This is a genomic window from Daejeonella rubra (genome assembly GCF_900103545.1).
Classification (GTDB): domain Bacteria; phylum Bacteroidota; class Bacteroidia; order Sphingobacteriales; family Sphingobacteriaceae; genus Daejeonella; species Daejeonella rubra.
In genome coordinates this window covers 185,923-202,131 of the sequence record NZ_FNHH01000006.1, presented here as the reverse complement: position 1 = coordinate 202,131, position 16,209 = coordinate 185,923, and the positions used below count along the sequence as shown (strand labels likewise).

The following is a 16,209-nucleotide window of genomic DNA, read 5'->3' as shown; positions in this document are numbered from 1 at the left end:
GTGATGTTACAGGCCGGTCTGCCTGGCGTACTTTGCTCCGGAATAAATGGGGTACTTTGTCGCGGAACACTGGCGTACTTTCGTCGGAATATCTACTTTAGAAACATGGTCTGAAAACATGAGCAGAACCTTTATTTAATCTAAGGGTTCCACTGAAAAGTACGCCTGTAATTCTGCGAAAAGCTTAAGTATTCATCTGATCTCACTTACAAGCAAATCTTTTTGGAAAGGGGAGGACTAATTAAGTTTTACAACATAATTATACTTAGTGTGGATACAGCTGGCCTAGCTGGCGATCTTTGCACATGAATAAATTGGGACCTTTTCAAAGAACACTGGCAGTACTTTTGTGGAATTTTTTTAATTCATTTCTTTTAATTTTAGTCATTGAATCAATTAATAATTGCTGTTAAAATCCATGATAGATTTTTCAGACCTCATTATATTTTTCTAAAAGATTGATATACTTATTTCTCCAGTAGTTTGCTGAATTTTGAAAATCATTCATGTGTATATCTGGTTGATATCCCTGAACTGGATTTGATCTTCTTCCATTTAGCTTATCCGGGAAATCAGATGAAAAATCATAGTCCAAAACCTCTCCTATCTGAAGGATGATATCGAAACTCAGATTCTTTTGAGTAAACCAATTATAGATAGATCTTCTGCTTACACGCAGTCTCCTTGATAATTCACTAATACTGATATTATTTCTGCGAATTACATGTTCAACAATTTCACCGTTATTCATGATTAAGAAAATTAAAATTTAACATCCTCCTTAAAAAAACCACTATGACATAACAAATTGAAATTCAATTTTACGTCTCTTAATATTACTTTAAATTAGGGCATATTGAATTATATTTACCTGATAATGGTCAAGTAATCATTTGATTATGAATAGAATATAGTATGATTTTAAACTATTAGTTAATAGCTATTTCATCCGGTTTGGTATAAACAGAATTATTGCTTTTGAACTCAGGAATAATCTCATTTAACTTTCTTACAAGCCCAACATTATCATCAAAATCCATCCGTTCAATTAATTCACTGATCATCCTCTCCACATAGAAAAAGTGAAAATTTATAACCTTTGAAATTTTAATTTTAGAATGATGTGTAGGAATTATATTCTCGCCTTTATTCAGCAATTCCTCATAGAGCTTCTCTCCGGGACGCAGTCCAGTATAAATAATTTCAATATCTTTTTCGGGGATCAAACCTGCCAAACGGATCATATTTACGGCCATATCGACAATTTTAACGGGTTCTCCCATGTCGAAAATAAAGATCTCCCCTCCTTTTCCCATTGCACAGGCTTCCAGTACCAATTGAACAGATTCCGGTATAGTCATAAAATACCTGGTGATCTTTGGATGGGTGATGGTAATAGGTCCACCCTTTTCTATTTGACCTTTAAATCTGGGTACGACAGAACCATTGGAACCAAGTACATTACCAAATCTTGTAGTTATAAACCTGGTTGGAACTTCTTTTGATTCAGAAATTTCCTGAATAGACATATCTCTAACCTGATGAAAATTTAATGACTGGATATACATCTCGGCCAGGCGCTTTGAAGCACCCATAATATTCGTTGGATTTACTGCCTTATCTGTAGAAATCATGATAAACTTTTCTACTTTAAATTCTAAAGAGATATCTGCTAAATTCTTTGTTCCAAGAACATTGGTGAGAATTGCCTCGAACGGATTATTCTCCATCATTGAAACATGTTTAAATGCTGCAGCATGAAAAACTACCTCTGGCTGATATACTGAAAACAAAGTTCTAAGTCGTTTAGCATTTTGAATATTGGCCATAAATATCTTAACAGGAGCATTTGGGTGGTAGTCTTCGATCTCTAATTGCAGTTCATGAAGAGGTGTTTCAGCCTGGTCGCATAGAATCAACATTTCAGGCCTATAGTTTAATAATTGCCTTACAATTTCAGAGCCAATAGATCCAGCAGCTCCTGTTACCAATATCCTTTTCCCGGACAGTTCTCTAAAAATATTGTCCTTTTTTAGATTGATCGGAGCTCTTTGTAAAAGATCTTCAATATTAAGGTTCCTAACCTGATTTAAACTTAACCTCCCATTTATCCATTGAGTTGAATGAGGGACAGATAATACACTTATACCCAGATCAATACACGTTTTTATTGCAGAATTTTTATTTTCAGCATTGAGATCATCAGCCATTATAACCAATTTATCTACCCCATATTTATTTTTCAAATATGAAATCGAACAAGAGGCATAAACCTCTTTTTGTTCAATATTTTTATTTATTCTATCCGGATCATCATCAACAAAGCCTATAATTTTAAATTGTTTTTCTTGTGAATATTCGAATGCCTTCTTTATTAAAATAGCTTTCTTATCCGATCCATAGATTAAAATATTCTCGACTACCTCTTTACTATCTACAGATTCCAGGCTTTTAATGTATGAAAAAAGGCTTTTTACAGTTATCCGTAAAATAATCAGAAAGGTGGCAGAAATAAAGAAATCTACAATAATGACAGCACCTAAAGATTCTACACTGAAGTGTACTAGAGGTATGATGACCAATTTGCTAAATAGCCAGAAAAATATACTGCTAATTGAAACTGCCTTGAAGATCCTGAATATGTCTTCCGTATTTGAATATCTGATAATACCTGTATGAATTCTCATAAACATAAAAACTACAGATTTTACCAGCGTGAAAAAGAGAAGGTAAACAAGAAAGTCACTTGTAACTAATTCGCTGAACTGGAACTTTTTAATGATCAAATACGATAGTATGAAAGCTGCTGTAAGGATTAAAAAATCTATCGAAAAAATGAGCCATCTGGACGATGTTTTTTCATGGAAAATTAATTTTTTCATTTTCTTAGTATAAGATTGGTGAGCTGAAAAATAAAATCGTAAGCATCCAGAGAGTCTGAATTTTGAAATATTGGGATTTGAAGGCTACCTATAAATTAATTGAAGGCTAATCCGATACAGAGTCGGTGAGAAACTTTAAAAAAGAGAATTAATGGATACTAAAAATCCTGATTTTTTCAGGAGTAGGAATTCGTCAGGACCTTGACCTCTACTTCGTTTTTATTATTATTGGGATACCTGTAAAGAGGAAAAAAATCAACTGCATTATCAGGATCAATATTTGCTTTTAGAATAAGTCTGAGGTAGTTTTCCGGATCTGATATATACCTCCATGTTTTATAATCATAATAAATATCAGAAAAGGAAGATTTAAAATCAAACAATGAATCCTTATTAAATCCAAGTCCACCACCCAGATTAAAATATCGCATCCCTAATTGCCGTCCTAATTGACTAATCTCATCAGTCAGTAATTTAGCCGGAGAAAATTTGAGATAAGAGGTTCTGGTAGCCGATAAATGCGATTGAATTATCTTTTGAGTAAAAAGGACAATACCCCCGCAAACGGCATTTCCTTCATGATAAACCATGATTAGTTTGCTGTGAAAATCCATGGAGTTCAGAAAATTTTTAAAATATTCTTCTGTGAACATATAATAATCAGTTGCTCCAACCCTCTTCATATTTTCGGTATAAATATCTGCAAACTCTTTAATAGCCTCCGGATTTTTTGAATCCTGAACAGAAAACCCTAACTTTTTAACCTTTCTGATCTGTTTTAAGAGAGTGCTTTCATATTTAGACCTCTGTGCTTCCAGTGACTGATGGAGGTCTATTACAACGCCATTGCCATTGTCATGAACTCCCTGAAAAGTTCCCATTAGAGGTAATTGAGCTAAAAATGGATTTAAGCGCGAAAAAACAGATACTATTTTATTGATCTTAAAATATATAATAAGTTCTCTTTTGAAATTCTCTTTCATCTGCAAAGGAAGAGCATCAAATTTGAGATTAGATAAAGGCCCGGTATACCCATAAACCGAGGTCATATCAAATAGCTCAGAATTTGGAATATTTCTTTTAAGCAAAGGAAGGGCAATAAAGTCATCTCCTTCATAATAAACCAACAAAACAGGATTCCCATCCTTTGTTAAATTATGATATTGCCAGGTATGATAAGAATCATAATCTAAAGATTTAAGCACGATCTGTTTCCACTCTCTTTCCTGGTGGATAGTAATTTCATTAATCATGATATCTGGTATTTAATAAAAATTATAATTGACCGAAAAGGACCTTTATTTAATAGTCCATAGATATGCGGCTATCATCAATGTAGCTTGTTGTATCAAACTTATTGAAGCATACTAATATTTTGAGTAATAATTTTTTGAAATTCAGGTTTATCGTCTCTTTGAATAAGCATTTCAATAAAATCTTGCCCTTCACCGATAACAAAGAATCCGGATTTCTTGTACACAGATTGGGCAGCATAATTCTCTTTATGTACTTCAAGCCTGATTGAGTCTAAACCAAGATAGGTGAACCCATAATTAAGAATAAGGGCGGTTGCCTCCTTGCCAAGGCCCATTCCCCAAAAGGAGGGTTCTCCAATAAACAAGTGAAACTCAGCATTTCTGGACTTAACATCAATAAGCTGAACATTTCCCAAATATTGACTGTTACTTTTCAGGCAAATGGCGAATCTATATTCATTGGTATTGCTCAATGCTTTTTTAAGCCATTCAGTCTCCATTGCTTCGGTTATTTGTTTTGTAGGCTTAAACCGGGTGAATTGCCATATTAATGGATTATTTCTCCACATATATGACGTTTTAGCATCCGATAATTTTAAGTTTCTTAAATAAACAGAATAAGTCATATCATTTGTTTTAAATAGTTTATCATTCGTTCCATATCCTCTTCATCATATCGATGATCAATTGGTAATGGAACCAGGTTTTGAGCAAGATAATTTTCAAACATTTTGCTTGTTGTCCAGTTAAAAACGTTAGGCCAGAAGACCGGCACAAAAACTCTTTTGCTGATCAGCTTTCGTTTTATGTTTTCTTTGACTGCCAGGAATGGGTAGCATAATGGTCCGTTGATACCTGAAGTGTCAATTGACAGTTGATTTTTTTCTGAGAGTTCTTCATGGAGTATTCTGAAATTCCGGTTTCTTATTACTCTGCATTCTTCATAATCAATACTTTTAAGCAGCCGCTCCGTTAATAAGGACATTCTTCTAATCGGGTTATTTGAGAGCACCTCATTATTGATTTTAAAACTCTCATATCCCTTTTCTATGGTCTGATCGATACTGATCAAAAGGTGCGACATTCTGTCGAATGAAACATCCCGTTCGAATTTTGCACTGCTTTTCAACTTACTTTGCAAGTACGCTCCATCAGGCAGACCAAAAAATTTCCTGCAGGAATAAAACGTATCTATACCAGGTAGCGGACTTGAAAAAAAAGCTTGTGAATTATCAACAATCAGGTTAAAATCAAGATCAGTCAATTTATTGATCGTTGCCTGCTTGATTCCAAAATAGTTCGTATACAAAAGACACTCTTTGGATTCTATTTTGAAATCAATGATTGGATCAAGATTCTTGTCCAGTGTATAAAAATAATATTCTATTCCAAGTTTTTTAATGGGTTCCAATAATACTTCACAAGTAAAATAGGGTATATAAATACAGGTATAGCCATTAACCTTGAGGATATATTCCAAGGCATTTCTTCCGGTATTCAATTTTATGAGGGAAGGATAAAATTCTTCCAGGGAAGGCAATTGCAGATCAAAATATCCGCCAATAGCCTTCAATCGTTTGGAGTACATTCTCATTAAGATTCAGGAATAAAATGATGAAAAATTCAAGCAAGAGTGTTCGTATTTACCAATTTTCAATTGATATATTTATCCCTGATCGGGCTGATACATTCTCCTGCTTACCGGTTGATAATATTCATGAAGATTAGCCGGGATCCTGGATTTATAACCCAGAACTTGTCTTAAACCATCACTCAATGTTTCGCCATATTCATAACCTAAAGATCTGGGATAATCCAATTGTTGCTTAAACTGAGGCCTTGTAAAACTTAAGGTCAACACTCTCCTGTTGCCGTCTGTAAAATTCTTTCCAGCAGCATGCCATAAGTTCGAATCAAAAAGAATGATGCTTCCCCTCTTAGCGATTGCGCGGTCAGATTTTTCATAGAAATATTCTTCATCTGGTTTAGCTTCAATTTGATGCGAACCTGTCAGCATGTAGGTTGCACCATTTTCCAGAGTGAAATCATCCAATATGACCATCATCTGTACCATCGTTTTTTCATTTCCCATATATGACCTTACATCGCGGTGAATATTCTGAACATAGGGTCTGGCATTTTTAGAATTCATAACACCGCCGAATGCATTCACAATATAATTTCCGCCAAGAAATTCTTTCATTTCTTCATCGCAATACAAGCGATCCAGAAATTTTAAAGCAAAATTATCTGTTTCAATTAAGTGATGCAGTGTACCCTCCATATTCTGGGCAATTCCATTCATTATTTGAATTTCCCTTCTCCTTTCGTATGCATCTTCCAGAGAATTATTGATTTGATCAACAAATTCAGGCTCTAATGCATTCTCATAGGTTATCCATCCATATTGGTCCATAAGTTCCATAGACTTTTCAACCGGGACCTCTGAGTAGTTAAATTTATTTTTCATGATTTATTAAATTTATTAATGGTTTTAAATTGAGTAGAAATTAAATGCATGACAAAAATTGCCGGCATATACATAGAATGCAAATTCTGGAGATACAAGAAATCGTATTGAATTGACTCGAAATATTTAGGAGATAATATCTCTGAAAGGAGTTCTTTGAAGAAGAATAAAAATACAAATAACTGATCTACTGTTATTTAATATAAATTTTGCATTAAGCCTGAAGAATCTCGAGCATATGTTTGTTAACTTTATTAACGTCGAACTTCCTTCTCGCATACTCCCGGCCATTCTTTCCAAATAACATAGTATCATCCGGATGCAGTATGAAATGCTGAATTTTATCGGTCAATGCTTTGACATTCTTTACTGGCACAAGGAAGCCTGTTTGGAGGTTCTCTGAGAGATTCACCGTTTCTTTACAACCCACAGAATCACAGGTAATAATCGCTCTGCCCATTGCCATAGCCTCCAGCAGACATCGTGGAATCCCCTCACCATAATATGATGGTAATACAACCACTGATGATGCTTTTATATATGGCCTCACATCACTTACTTCCCCTAAATACTCAATTACATCGCCGCTAATGATCTTGTTATACAGATCGCTGTCAATAGAGTCTATATTATCGTCATAAGGACCAATCAATTTGAATTTAACATAAGGATAGTGCAGTCTGATACATTGAGCAGCATCAAAATACTCGCGGATCCCTTTTGCATTAATTAATCGTGCGATCATTAAAAAGCTTAAATTCTCATGTTCAGGTCTGGAAAACAGATAATAAGAAAGATCAACACCTGAACCGTTAACCACATGGGTATTGTATTCTTTATCGATGATTCCCTGATTAAGCAAAGTATCATAATCATCCTTATTTTGGAGGATCAGATTTGACTGATCATTCTGTTTTAAACTAAATTTAAGCATGCCCCTGACGATTTTCTTTACTAATGGAGTTTTCTTGTTTCCATTCATAAAATTATATCCTAAACCGGTAAGCATTGGCACTATGTGTTTTACCTTACAAATTTTAGCTATAAAAGAGCCATAAATAACAGGTTTGAGTGTATAAGGAAAAAAAACATCAGGCCTGGTTTGTCTAATTACCTGAAATAATCTGACCATATATGCCAAATCAGAAAAAATTGAGACATTACTCCCATTCAGCTCATTTTCATAAATATCGACTCCCATATTAGCCAGTTTGATTTTAATGTCTTCATGATGGATCTTGGGCGTAAATACGGCCACTTCATTATTTTCCAATAGAGCTTCCATTAGTTTTCCCCTGAACCCTAATAGTGTACGATACGAATCACAAGCGATCAGTATTTTTTTTCTTTTATGTTTCACGATAATAAATAATTGAAGAGAAGCCGGAATAGCTCTCCTGATATGAAAAATAATCTGGTGACAGATAAATGAATTGAAGGTATTTAGAACTATTTGCTGTTTTTTAGGATATTGAACAGATCAAATAGATTGCGGAAGAGGGGGATGAAAGCTTTAATTAAGCTTTAAATACTAAGCGCTGCATATTATTAAATGCAACGCTTAGTAGAATAGAATATCCTGTTTAAATCAGGATCAGTAATAAATCAACAATTAGTATTTGGGACCAGCTTCACTTAATACTCTGGCAGCAACATCTGCAGCAGGTATTAACACTGATTTGTATTCATAAGTTGGTACCCATGTTGAAGCAGGTGTTGAAATTTTGTTCGTACCTGAGTTTTTATAAAAATTTGTAGATGCACCACTCACGTAACCCGGTTTTGCATTGTACTCTGTATAAATTGGATTAGCCTGGTTTTCGAAATAATTATTATCCGTACGTACTGTTGCACCCATAGTTACACCAACAGTATAACCGCTTCCATTGTTAAAATAGTTATTGAATACGTGCATATAACCAAACCTTGTACTAGGTTGTCTTTCTGAGATATTATAGAAGTAATTTCCATACATAGTAACCTTAAGATAACCAATATCAGTAGTTTGAGCGTCACCACTACCTATCAGGAATGCAATATGTGAATCATGGAACTTGTTATTAGAGATCGTGACATAAGTTGAGCGATCTGTTACTTCAAGCAGTTCATCATAATAATCCCAACCATGGGTTCTGTCCTGCCAAATCTCACAATGGTCTACCCAAATATGATGACTTGTTTCCTTTATTGTGATACCATCTCCACCAATAACCTTATTTATTTTTAGATTTTTGATAATGATGTTATTTACACGATATAAAGCAAGTCCCACTCCGTTTAAGGTAGCTCCATTTAGTCCGATAATGGTTTTATTCGAAGCTACGTCTATCATTCCTGTACTGGTAAAGTTCCCGGAAACCTGAATGATTAGAGGTGAACTTGATTTCGCAGCAGCTTTAAAGTCGCTAAGATTAGTTACAGTAACTGTTTGACCACCCTGACCACCTGTTGTTGATCCGTTTACCATTGCATAACCAATTGGAACCGTTGTTGATACAGGAACCGTAGTAACTGGCGCTGTAGTTACTGGCTCTGTTGGTGCAGGCTCTGTTGTAACTGGGGCTGTTATTGTACCACTTACATCCCCAATAGTAAAGGTATAAATTCTGCCATTTTTACGGGGGTCCGTATTATCTGAACTAGAAAAATACAAACTATTGTCCCAATGGCTAAATCTCCCCTTTCCAGAATTTCTTATATCCTTATGTGAGGCATGAGCCGGACCAAGTTCTTTTCCATTTTCATAGAGCTTTAATGTAGAACTTGTTGGTGAACTCTGCGAATCACCCGGGATAATAAATTTCCGATCAAGATAATAGGCATAACCTGATTCCTTTATAACCTTTAAAAGGTCTAAAGTGCCCTGCTCTGTAGTTGCTGTAGTTGTACTTGCCACGGCTGTGGTTGAAGCAAATGAATCAGCAGAACTTCCAGGAAGCTGAACATCATCTTTTTTACATTGAGCGAAAAAGATAATTGTTAATAATAGTGCTGTCACTAAACCTTTTGTTTTTAAACTGTTTTTTCTCATAATTCGATTTTTTTGAATATATCAGCTTTAACGGCTACGAAAAAGCATTCGATACATCGAAAAAAATTGGAATTATGGGCTAATTTTTTAAGCCAGGCAGAACTTTATTTTGAATACTAAACCCTAATAAATTAAGATATTTTAATAGAGAGAAATATTTTTTGTTTAAATAATTATATAAATAATCAGAGGTTATACAGTAGAACTTTTTTGATAAAAGAGTAATTCAACAGAAAATTAATTATTTGTAAAAAAGTTCAAAAAAAAATGCATTTATTTTTGAAAGAATTAGAATTTTAATTTTTTCAACAAAAATTCCAATGATCTCTGTCATATTTTGTCATACCAATATCATAATATAGTCATTATATTGTCATTAAATGAGATTGACAAAGCTCACACAAAAAAAATATGATTTTGATCAATCTTTTTATTGATTTAGAATAGCTCTGGACAGTGAACTTTTACCTGCAGGCTCCTTATTTAATGAGTAATATATCTTGTACCAGTTTACGAATTTTTTGATCCCCTCCTTATATGTGATCTTTGGCTCATAGTCGAATTCAGTTTTCAATTCTGAAATATCAGCCCAGGTTTCAGAAACATCTCCATCCTGCATTGGTAGATAAACCTTTTTGGCCTTTATTCCTATATTTCTTTCAATTTCTGATATGAAATTCAGCAAATTAACAGAGTTGCCACGGCCTATGTTAAAAATGCGATAAGGAGCTTTTGAACTTGCCGGATCCGGGTTTAACTCATCCCATCTGGGATTACCTTTTGGTGGATTAGCCAGAACTCTCAAGATACCTCCTACAATATCATCCACATAAGTAAAATCTCGTTTCATTATACCATTATTAAATATATTGATCTCTTTACCTTCAAGAATTGCCTTTGTGAACAGGAATAGAGCCATGTCTGGCCTGCCCCATGGCCCATAAACTGTAAAAAACCTTAATCCTGAAGTTGGAAGATTGAATAAATGGCTATAGGTATGGGCCATCAATTCGTTGCTTTTTTTAGATGCGGCATATAAAGAGACAGGATGATCTACATTATCACTAACAGAAAATGGCATCTTTTTATTCAAGCCATAAACACTGGAGGAACTGGCATATACCAAATGTCCAACTTTCTCATGACGGCAACATTCCAGAACATTTAGAAATCCGGTAATATTAGATTCAAGATACGCATCAGGATTTATTAAACTGTACCTGACACCCGCTTGGGCAGCCAGATTGCATACCGCATCAAACTTATACTTTTTAAAGAGCTTTTTGAGATTCTCTTTATCGGTTAGATCCAGCTTTATAAATTTAAAGTTGACAAACTTATCACTGTTCAGCTCTACCCCATAGTTGATATTAGATTTATTGATTCCCAATATGGCAAGCCTGTCATATTTCAATTTTCTGTCATAGTAATCGTTAAGGTTATCAATTCCTATAACCTCATCCCCTTGTTTAACAAGCTGCTTCACTAAATGGAAACCAATAAACCCGGCACTGCCGGTAATTAATACTTTCATAATATAAAATTTTGAATTGTGAGAGATGAATAATTAAATTCTTTACTGCAGCAGAAACGTACAGCTATAAAAATGCAGAGCAGATCATACCTGCATTAATGAAGCTTCCAGGTGAACGCCTGACAAATTTGATCTGCTGATATTTTTATACCAAACCTCCAGAGCAAAAACATCAAACAGGATCTTTGCTCTTTTCTCTTCAGATATGTTTATTCTTTTGGCTATAAGATCAAGTACAAAATTCTTTCTGATAATACTGGGATAAAAGGCGTCTCCTGATAATAAATAATCATTAATAATATCTTTAAGCTGGTTTTCAACCCAGTTTTTAAGTGGTATTTCAAATCCTCGTTTTGGCTGACCGATCAAATCCCCGGGAAGATATTTTCTGGAAAGATCTCTAAGTATATATTTGGTATTTAATCCATTTATTTTATAGTGATCAGCTAGTCCGGGAGCAAACTCCAACAATTCTTTAGACAAAAAGGGGCTTCTCCCCTCTAATGAATGAGCCATTGTAGCTATATCCATCTTTGATAATAATCCGCTGAACAAAATGGTTTGAAAATCCATCAGCAGAAGTTTATTCAATGGAGATAGGTTTAACTGGTTGATCCTTCGCAGATCATCATTAATATCATCAAGATCAGGATCAATCAAAAATTGATCTTCATAACCAACCATAATATCAGAAGTAGCGGCGCTATAGGTTTTTAGAATATCGCTGTAACTGGCAAATTTCAAAAGCCTGTAGATGTAGTTATAGGAACTCTTCTTTTCATGTGCAGTAGGTAAAACCCCTGAGAGTATCTTAGCTGAGATCTTTGAAAGCTTTCCCGAATTAAAGAAATCAAAATATTTAAATGGTACATATCGTCTGTATCCTGCAAATAATTCATCAGCTCCATCTCCGTTTAAAACAACATTAACATACTTTTTTGCTGCTTTTGCAACATAATAACTAGGTATAGCAGAACTATCGCAATATGGCTCCCCATAGTTTATCAAGATTTGTTCAATATTATTTTTAAGGTCAGAAAATGAAATATCTACTACAGTATGTTGTGTATCATATTTTTGAGCAACCTGAAGGGCAAGTGGCGATTCGTCATATGAACCATCAATTCTTACTGTAAAGGTTTTTAAAGATGGCTTATGCAATGCTGCCATTGCTGTGATGATACCACTATCGATCCCTCCACTTAAAAACGAGCCTATTTCCAGATCTGAACTATCAATCCTTCTGTTCACTGAAAGCTTTAACTTCCTGTCTAATTCATCAATTGATTCTTCATAAGAAAGCCTGTTATTGTGCTGGTAACAGGAGCTCATATCAAACCATTTAATCTGAAACTGCTTTCCGGTCTTTGTATTAATCTTCAGGTAATGACCATTTTCCAGTTCCATAACTGTTTTATATGGAGTTGCTTTTCTATAGTGATAACCTAAATACAGGTAGCCAGACAACGAGGAATAGTCAATTTCAGGCCTGAATATCTGATTGAGTATATTCAATTCTGAAGAAAAGGCAGTACCATTCCCTTCACTATAAATGTACAATGGCTTTTTACCTGCTCTGTCCCTCGCTAAGAACAACTCATTTCTGAACTGATCATATAGGGCAAATGCGAACATACCATCAAGTTTATCCAGCATCTTCATACCCATTAATTCAAAAAGCATTAATAAGGTTTTAGTATCTGAATTGGATTCGGCATAGAGTCCATATTCTTTTCTTAGCTCCATATGATTATATATTTCGCCGTTAAAGACTATGGTAAGACCATGATGATGCATTGGCTGCCTTCCTGTAACATTCAAATCCTGAATCGATAGCCTGGTATGAAAGAGTTCCACATTATCCTCTATCGATAAGCCCTTTGCATTAGGTCCACGATGATATAAACCACTGAATATTTCAGACGCGCGATTTGAAACAGCCAGATTTAGAGTGCCGAAAATTCCACACATTGGATAATTATATTTAGAAAAATGATAAAATTGATTTCAGATCTGCCTAAGGCAACAACTATTTACTTAGAATAAATTCCCTGTCTCCTGAATACTGATCTATAATTGTCAACCAGTTATTCATCACATTTTCTTCTGCGAAGTTCTTTTGAACATAATTTCTTCCCCGAATACCCATACTATTTCTTTCAGGAGAAGTAATATTCATCATATCCATCATTTTGTTTGCAAGATCATATTCATTCGATCTCTTAAACAGAACCCCGCAACCTGATGCATTTAGAATTTCAACATTACATTCAATGTTAGTCACCACTACCGGTTTTGAAAAAGCCATAGCCTCGAGTAGTGCATTGGGCATTCCTTCCGAAAAGGATGAAAGAACAAATGCATCAGCATGTTCAAGGTATTGTGTAGCATTTTGTTTAAAACCCATAATATTTACATGAGACTCAATGTTTAACTCCTTTATTATACTAAACGGGTTATTCTGATCGGTATATTCACCAATGATATCTACAATAAAGTTCAAGTGTTTAAGAAGGGCTATTGCCTTAAACAAGGTATTATAATCTTTATTCCACCTGAAATGGGCCAGACAAACCCAAACAAATTTTTCCGGGTTCAAATTTACAGCTGGCTGGATATTTAATTCAGGAATACTAATACCGTTATTTATTACGATTCCATTTTTATCTGCGAAAAGATTTTTTTCGAAATTTATTTTGGATGCACTTGAGTTATAGACAAGAATGTCATCCAGTCCCGATGTCAATATATATGGTAAATACCATTTTGTTGGAAGTACCGCGATCCTGACTGAAGAGATCAGTTTGAATCTCAAATACAGTTTAAATAAACGGGCAAAAATAATAGCGATAAACATAAATGCGATTACGATATCGGGCTTAAACTCCTTTATAGTTTTATTAATGACATGGAGGTTCTTTACCGGATTTTTGCTCCAATCCTTAAGAAACAGAACTGGTATACCCTCCTTTTCATAATCCATATCAAACTCATTGATCGGCTTTAAGGCTATAATTAGGATCTGATAATTCAACGATCTAAGGAACAGAGCCACCTTTATTAATTGAGTTTCTGCACCACCTTTTGACATGGATGATGTGATAAATAAAACCTTCTTACTCATAGTAATGATTCATTAAATCCAAAAAAGCAGATTAATCTACAAAGAGGGTACTAATGGTGCTTGAATAACTGGCCGACCTTCATTTTGCTTTTTCAACCATTGTGAAAGCACAAGTAACTTCCATATTTGAGGATATCGGTTCCACTTCCCACTCATATGCTCCTGAATAATTTCCTGAGTTCTTTCCACATTAATACCAGGTATTTTTTGAAGTTCAGACTTAGACAGGTTGTCTAATACATACTCCTTAAGTTCGGCTCTAAACCATTCTCTAAACGGCATAGTAAATCCGGCTTTGGGTCTGTTAAATAATTCTGAGGGCAGATATTGATAAAGGACATCTTTTAATATTCTTTTTTGATTCCCAAATGAATATTTATAATGTGTGCTTAGGCTCCGGGAAAATTCTATAATCCTGTAATCCATTAATGGAGCCCTTGATTCCAGAGAAAATGCCATGGAAGCCCTGTCAACTTTAGTATTTATATCACCATTCAAATAGGTTTTAATATCCAAATCAGATACTTTTTCTAATATTGATTTATTAGACACATTAAAAATATGGCTGAATTGATTATTCATACCTTTCTCCGGATCAAGTATCCAGGAATTTTCCAGTCCGCCGAACATTTTTATATACAGGCTTTCTATATCCCTAATTGAAACTCCAATAGCAATCAGCTTTAATATGTAATTTGGAGAAAATCTGATAAGTGATCCTATTAATTGCCGGATTGGCAATGGCAATAGAAACAGGGTATTCATCATTTTGATTCTCTTGTACCTGGTATATCCAATAAATGCTTCATCTCCCCCATCACCACTTAATGCAACTGTTACATGTTTTCTTGTATGCTTACTTAATAACATGGTTGGAATTGCACTTGAGTCAGCAAATGGCTCATCATAATAGCTTGAAAAATTATTGATCAGCTCTATGCCTTCATGATAATTGCATTCAATTGAATGATGCTCTGTACCAAGATGTTTCGCTACAAGTCTGGCATATTTACTTTCATCAAATCCTTTCTCGTTAAACTGTATTGAGAAGGTTTTAATATGAGCAGCCTTCCTGGAAGCTATCGCAGCTATCAGAGAAGAATCAATTCCTCCGGATAGAAAAACACCCAAAGGCACATCCGCATTCATTCTTATACCAACTGAATCATTAATTAATTCATTTAAAAGGAATTTAGCATCCTCGTAACTACCAGAGAATTTATTTTCTCTGGAATAATCCAGGTCCCAATATTTCTTAATGTTCAGTGTGCATGAGCTAAGGTTGTAGGTAAAGGAATGCCCGGCAGGGAGTTGCTTAACCTCCTGCCAGATGGAGGCTGGTTCCGGAACATATCCCCAGATAAAATATTCTTTTACCGCTTGCTGATCCAGAGTAAAAGTTCTATCCAATTTAAGTTGGGAAGGCTGACTTGCGAATTCAAAGGACTGACCCTTATGGCAGTAATAAAAAGGTTTTTTGCCCATACGATCCCGTGCTCCAAATAGAATTTTCTTTGCCTCGTCATAAATAACGAATGAAAACATCCCATTAAAATGCGTCAGACAACTTTCACCGTAAGCCAGATAAGCTGCACAGATAACTTCTGTATCAGAACTGGTCCTGAAAGAATAACCATCTTTCTCCAGGCGTGCTTTTAATTGCCGATAATTATAGATCTCACCGTTAAATACAATTCTAAGATGCAAATAAGTAAAAGGCTGGTCAGACCGATGATCCAAATCAATAATGGCCAGGCGGTTATGCCCTAATATCACATCGGGAGTATGAATAAATCCCGAATAATCAGGTCCGCGAAAATTAACAATGGCCAGTTTTTGCCGGATCACATCATCGCTAAAATTAATTGTAGAGCCGTATATCCCACACATAAGGAAAGATTTAAATAAGAAA

The 16,209-nt window shown here is 34.8% G+C and carries 12 protein-coding genes; all 12 read right to left on the bottom strand.

Features of this window, described 5'->3' with window-relative positions; all coding sequences use genetic code 11:
* Window positions 1-430: 430 nt before the first annotated feature.
* The 12 genes from BLR27_RS06545 to asnB (BLR27_RS06490) all read right to left on the bottom strand — a co-directional run bounded on the left by BLR27_RS06545 (window position 431) and on the right by asnB (BLR27_RS06490) (window position 16,187).
* Window positions 431-751, bottom strand: a complete 321-nt coding sequence (locus tag BLR27_RS06545; protein WP_090702272.1) for a helix-turn-helix domain-containing protein — start codon at window positions 749-751, stop codon at window positions 431-433.
* 178 nt (window positions 752-929) lie between these two features.
* A complete protein-coding gene (locus BLR27_RS06540; RefSeq protein ID WP_090702269.1) occupies window positions 930-2,882 on the bottom strand; it encodes a polysaccharide biosynthesis protein in 1,953 nt (650 codons plus the stop codon).
* Window positions 2,883-3,058: 176 nt separating this feature from the next.
* Complete coding sequence (locus tag BLR27_RS06535; RefSeq protein ID WP_090702265.1) at window positions 3,059-4,135, bottom strand: GNAT family N-acetyltransferase; 1,077 nt, start codon at window positions 4,133-4,135, stop codon at window positions 3,059-3,061.
* A 101-nt stretch (window positions 4,136-4,236) separates the two neighbouring features.
* A complete protein-coding gene (locus BLR27_RS06530) occupies window positions 4,237-4,764 on the bottom strand; it encodes a GNAT family N-acetyltransferase (RefSeq protein ID WP_090702262.1) in 528 nt (175 codons plus the stop codon).
* On the bottom strand, window positions 4,761-5,732 hold the full coding sequence (locus BLR27_RS06525; protein WP_090702257.1) for a hypothetical protein: 972 nt from the start codon (window positions 5,730-5,732) through the stop codon (window positions 4,761-4,763). Before BLR27_RS06525 ends, BLR27_RS06530 begins: the two co-directional genes overlap by 4 nt.
* Window positions 5,733-5,804: 72 nt before the next feature.
* Window positions 5,805-6,608, bottom strand: coding sequence for a phytanoyl-CoA dioxygenase family protein (locus BLR27_RS06520; RefSeq protein ID WP_090702254.1), 804 nt, complete (start codon window positions 6,606-6,608; stop codon window positions 5,805-5,807).
* 214 nt (window positions 6,609-6,822) lie between these two features.
* A complete protein-coding gene (locus BLR27_RS06515) occupies window positions 6,823-7,968 on the bottom strand; it encodes a glycosyltransferase family 4 protein (protein WP_090702250.1) in 1,146 nt (381 codons plus the stop codon).
* Between the two features lie 252 nt (window positions 7,969-8,220).
* On the bottom strand, window positions 8,221-9,639 hold the full coding sequence (locus BLR27_RS06510; RefSeq protein WP_245704458.1) for a pectate lyase family protein: 1,419 nt from the start codon (window positions 9,637-9,639) through the stop codon (window positions 8,221-8,223).
* A gap of 430 nt (window positions 9,640-10,069) precedes the next feature.
* Window positions 10,070-11,173 (bottom strand): NAD-dependent epimerase, encoded by a 1,104-nt coding sequence (locus tag BLR27_RS06505; protein WP_090702243.1) that lies wholly within the window; start codon window positions 11,171-11,173, stop codon window positions 10,070-10,072.
* Between the two features lie 84 nt (window positions 11,174-11,257).
* A complete protein-coding gene (asnB, locus tag BLR27_RS06500; protein WP_090702239.1) occupies window positions 11,258-13,144 on the bottom strand; it encodes an asparagine synthase (glutamine-hydrolyzing) in 1,887 nt (628 codons plus the stop codon).
* 58 nt (window positions 13,145-13,202) lie between these two features.
* Window positions 13,203-14,297 carry a glycosyltransferase gene (locus BLR27_RS06495; RefSeq protein ID WP_090702233.1) on the bottom strand — a complete coding sequence of 365 codons (1,095 nt, stop codon included), beginning with the start codon at window positions 14,295-14,297 and terminating at the stop codon, window positions 13,203-13,205.
* A 36-nt stretch (window positions 14,298-14,333) separates the two neighbouring features.
* On the bottom strand, window positions 14,334-16,187 hold the full coding sequence (gene asnB, locus BLR27_RS06490) for an asparagine synthase (glutamine-hydrolyzing) (protein ID WP_090702229.1): 1,854 nt from the start codon (window positions 16,185-16,187) through the stop codon (window positions 14,334-14,336).
* Window positions 16,188-16,209 lie beyond the last annotated feature (22 nt).

What these genes read in the sequence shown, in the direction of transcription:
- BLR27_RS06495 (WP_090702233.1), bottom strand. Translation starts at nt 14,297, where the DNA reads ATGAGTAAGAAGGTTTTATTTATCACATCATCCATGTCAAAAGGTGGT.
- BLR27_RS06525 (WP_090702257.1), bottom strand. Translation starts at nt 5,732, where the DNA reads ATGAGAATGTACTCCAAACGATTGAAGGCTATTGGCGGATATTTTGAT.
- asnB (WP_090702229.1), bottom strand. Translation starts at nt 16,187, where the DNA reads ATGTGTGGGATATACGGCTCTACAATTAATTTTAGCGATGATGTGATC.
- BLR27_RS06530 (WP_090702262.1), bottom strand. Translation starts at nt 4,764, where the DNA reads ATGACTTATTCTGTTTATTTAAGAAACTTAAAATTATCGGATGCTAAA.
- BLR27_RS06520 (WP_090702254.1), bottom strand. Translation starts at nt 6,608, where the DNA reads ATGAAAAATAAATTTAACTACTCAGAGGTCCCGGTTGAAAAGTCTATG.
- BLR27_RS06535 (WP_090702265.1), bottom strand. Translation starts at nt 4,135, where the DNA reads ATGATTAATGAAATTACTATCCACCAGGAAAGAGAGTGGAAACAGATC.
- asnB (WP_090702239.1), bottom strand. Translation starts at nt 13,144, where the DNA reads ATGTGTGGAATTTTCGGCACTCTAAATCTGGCTGTTTCAAATCGCGCG.
- BLR27_RS06505 (WP_090702243.1), bottom strand. Translation starts at nt 11,173, where the DNA reads ATGAAAGTATTAATTACCGGCAGTGCCGGGTTTATTGGTTTCCATTTA.
- BLR27_RS06510 (WP_245704458.1), bottom strand. Translation starts at nt 9,639, where the DNA reads ATGAGAAAAAACAGTTTAAAAACAAAAGGTTTAGTGACAGCACTATTA.
- BLR27_RS06540 (WP_090702269.1), bottom strand. Translation starts at nt 2,882, where the DNA reads ATGAAAAAATTAATTTTCCATGAAAAAACATCGTCCAGATGGCTCATT.
- BLR27_RS06545 (WP_090702272.1), bottom strand. Translation starts at nt 751, where the DNA reads ATGAATAACGGTGAAATTGTTGAACATGTAATTCGCAGAAATAATATC.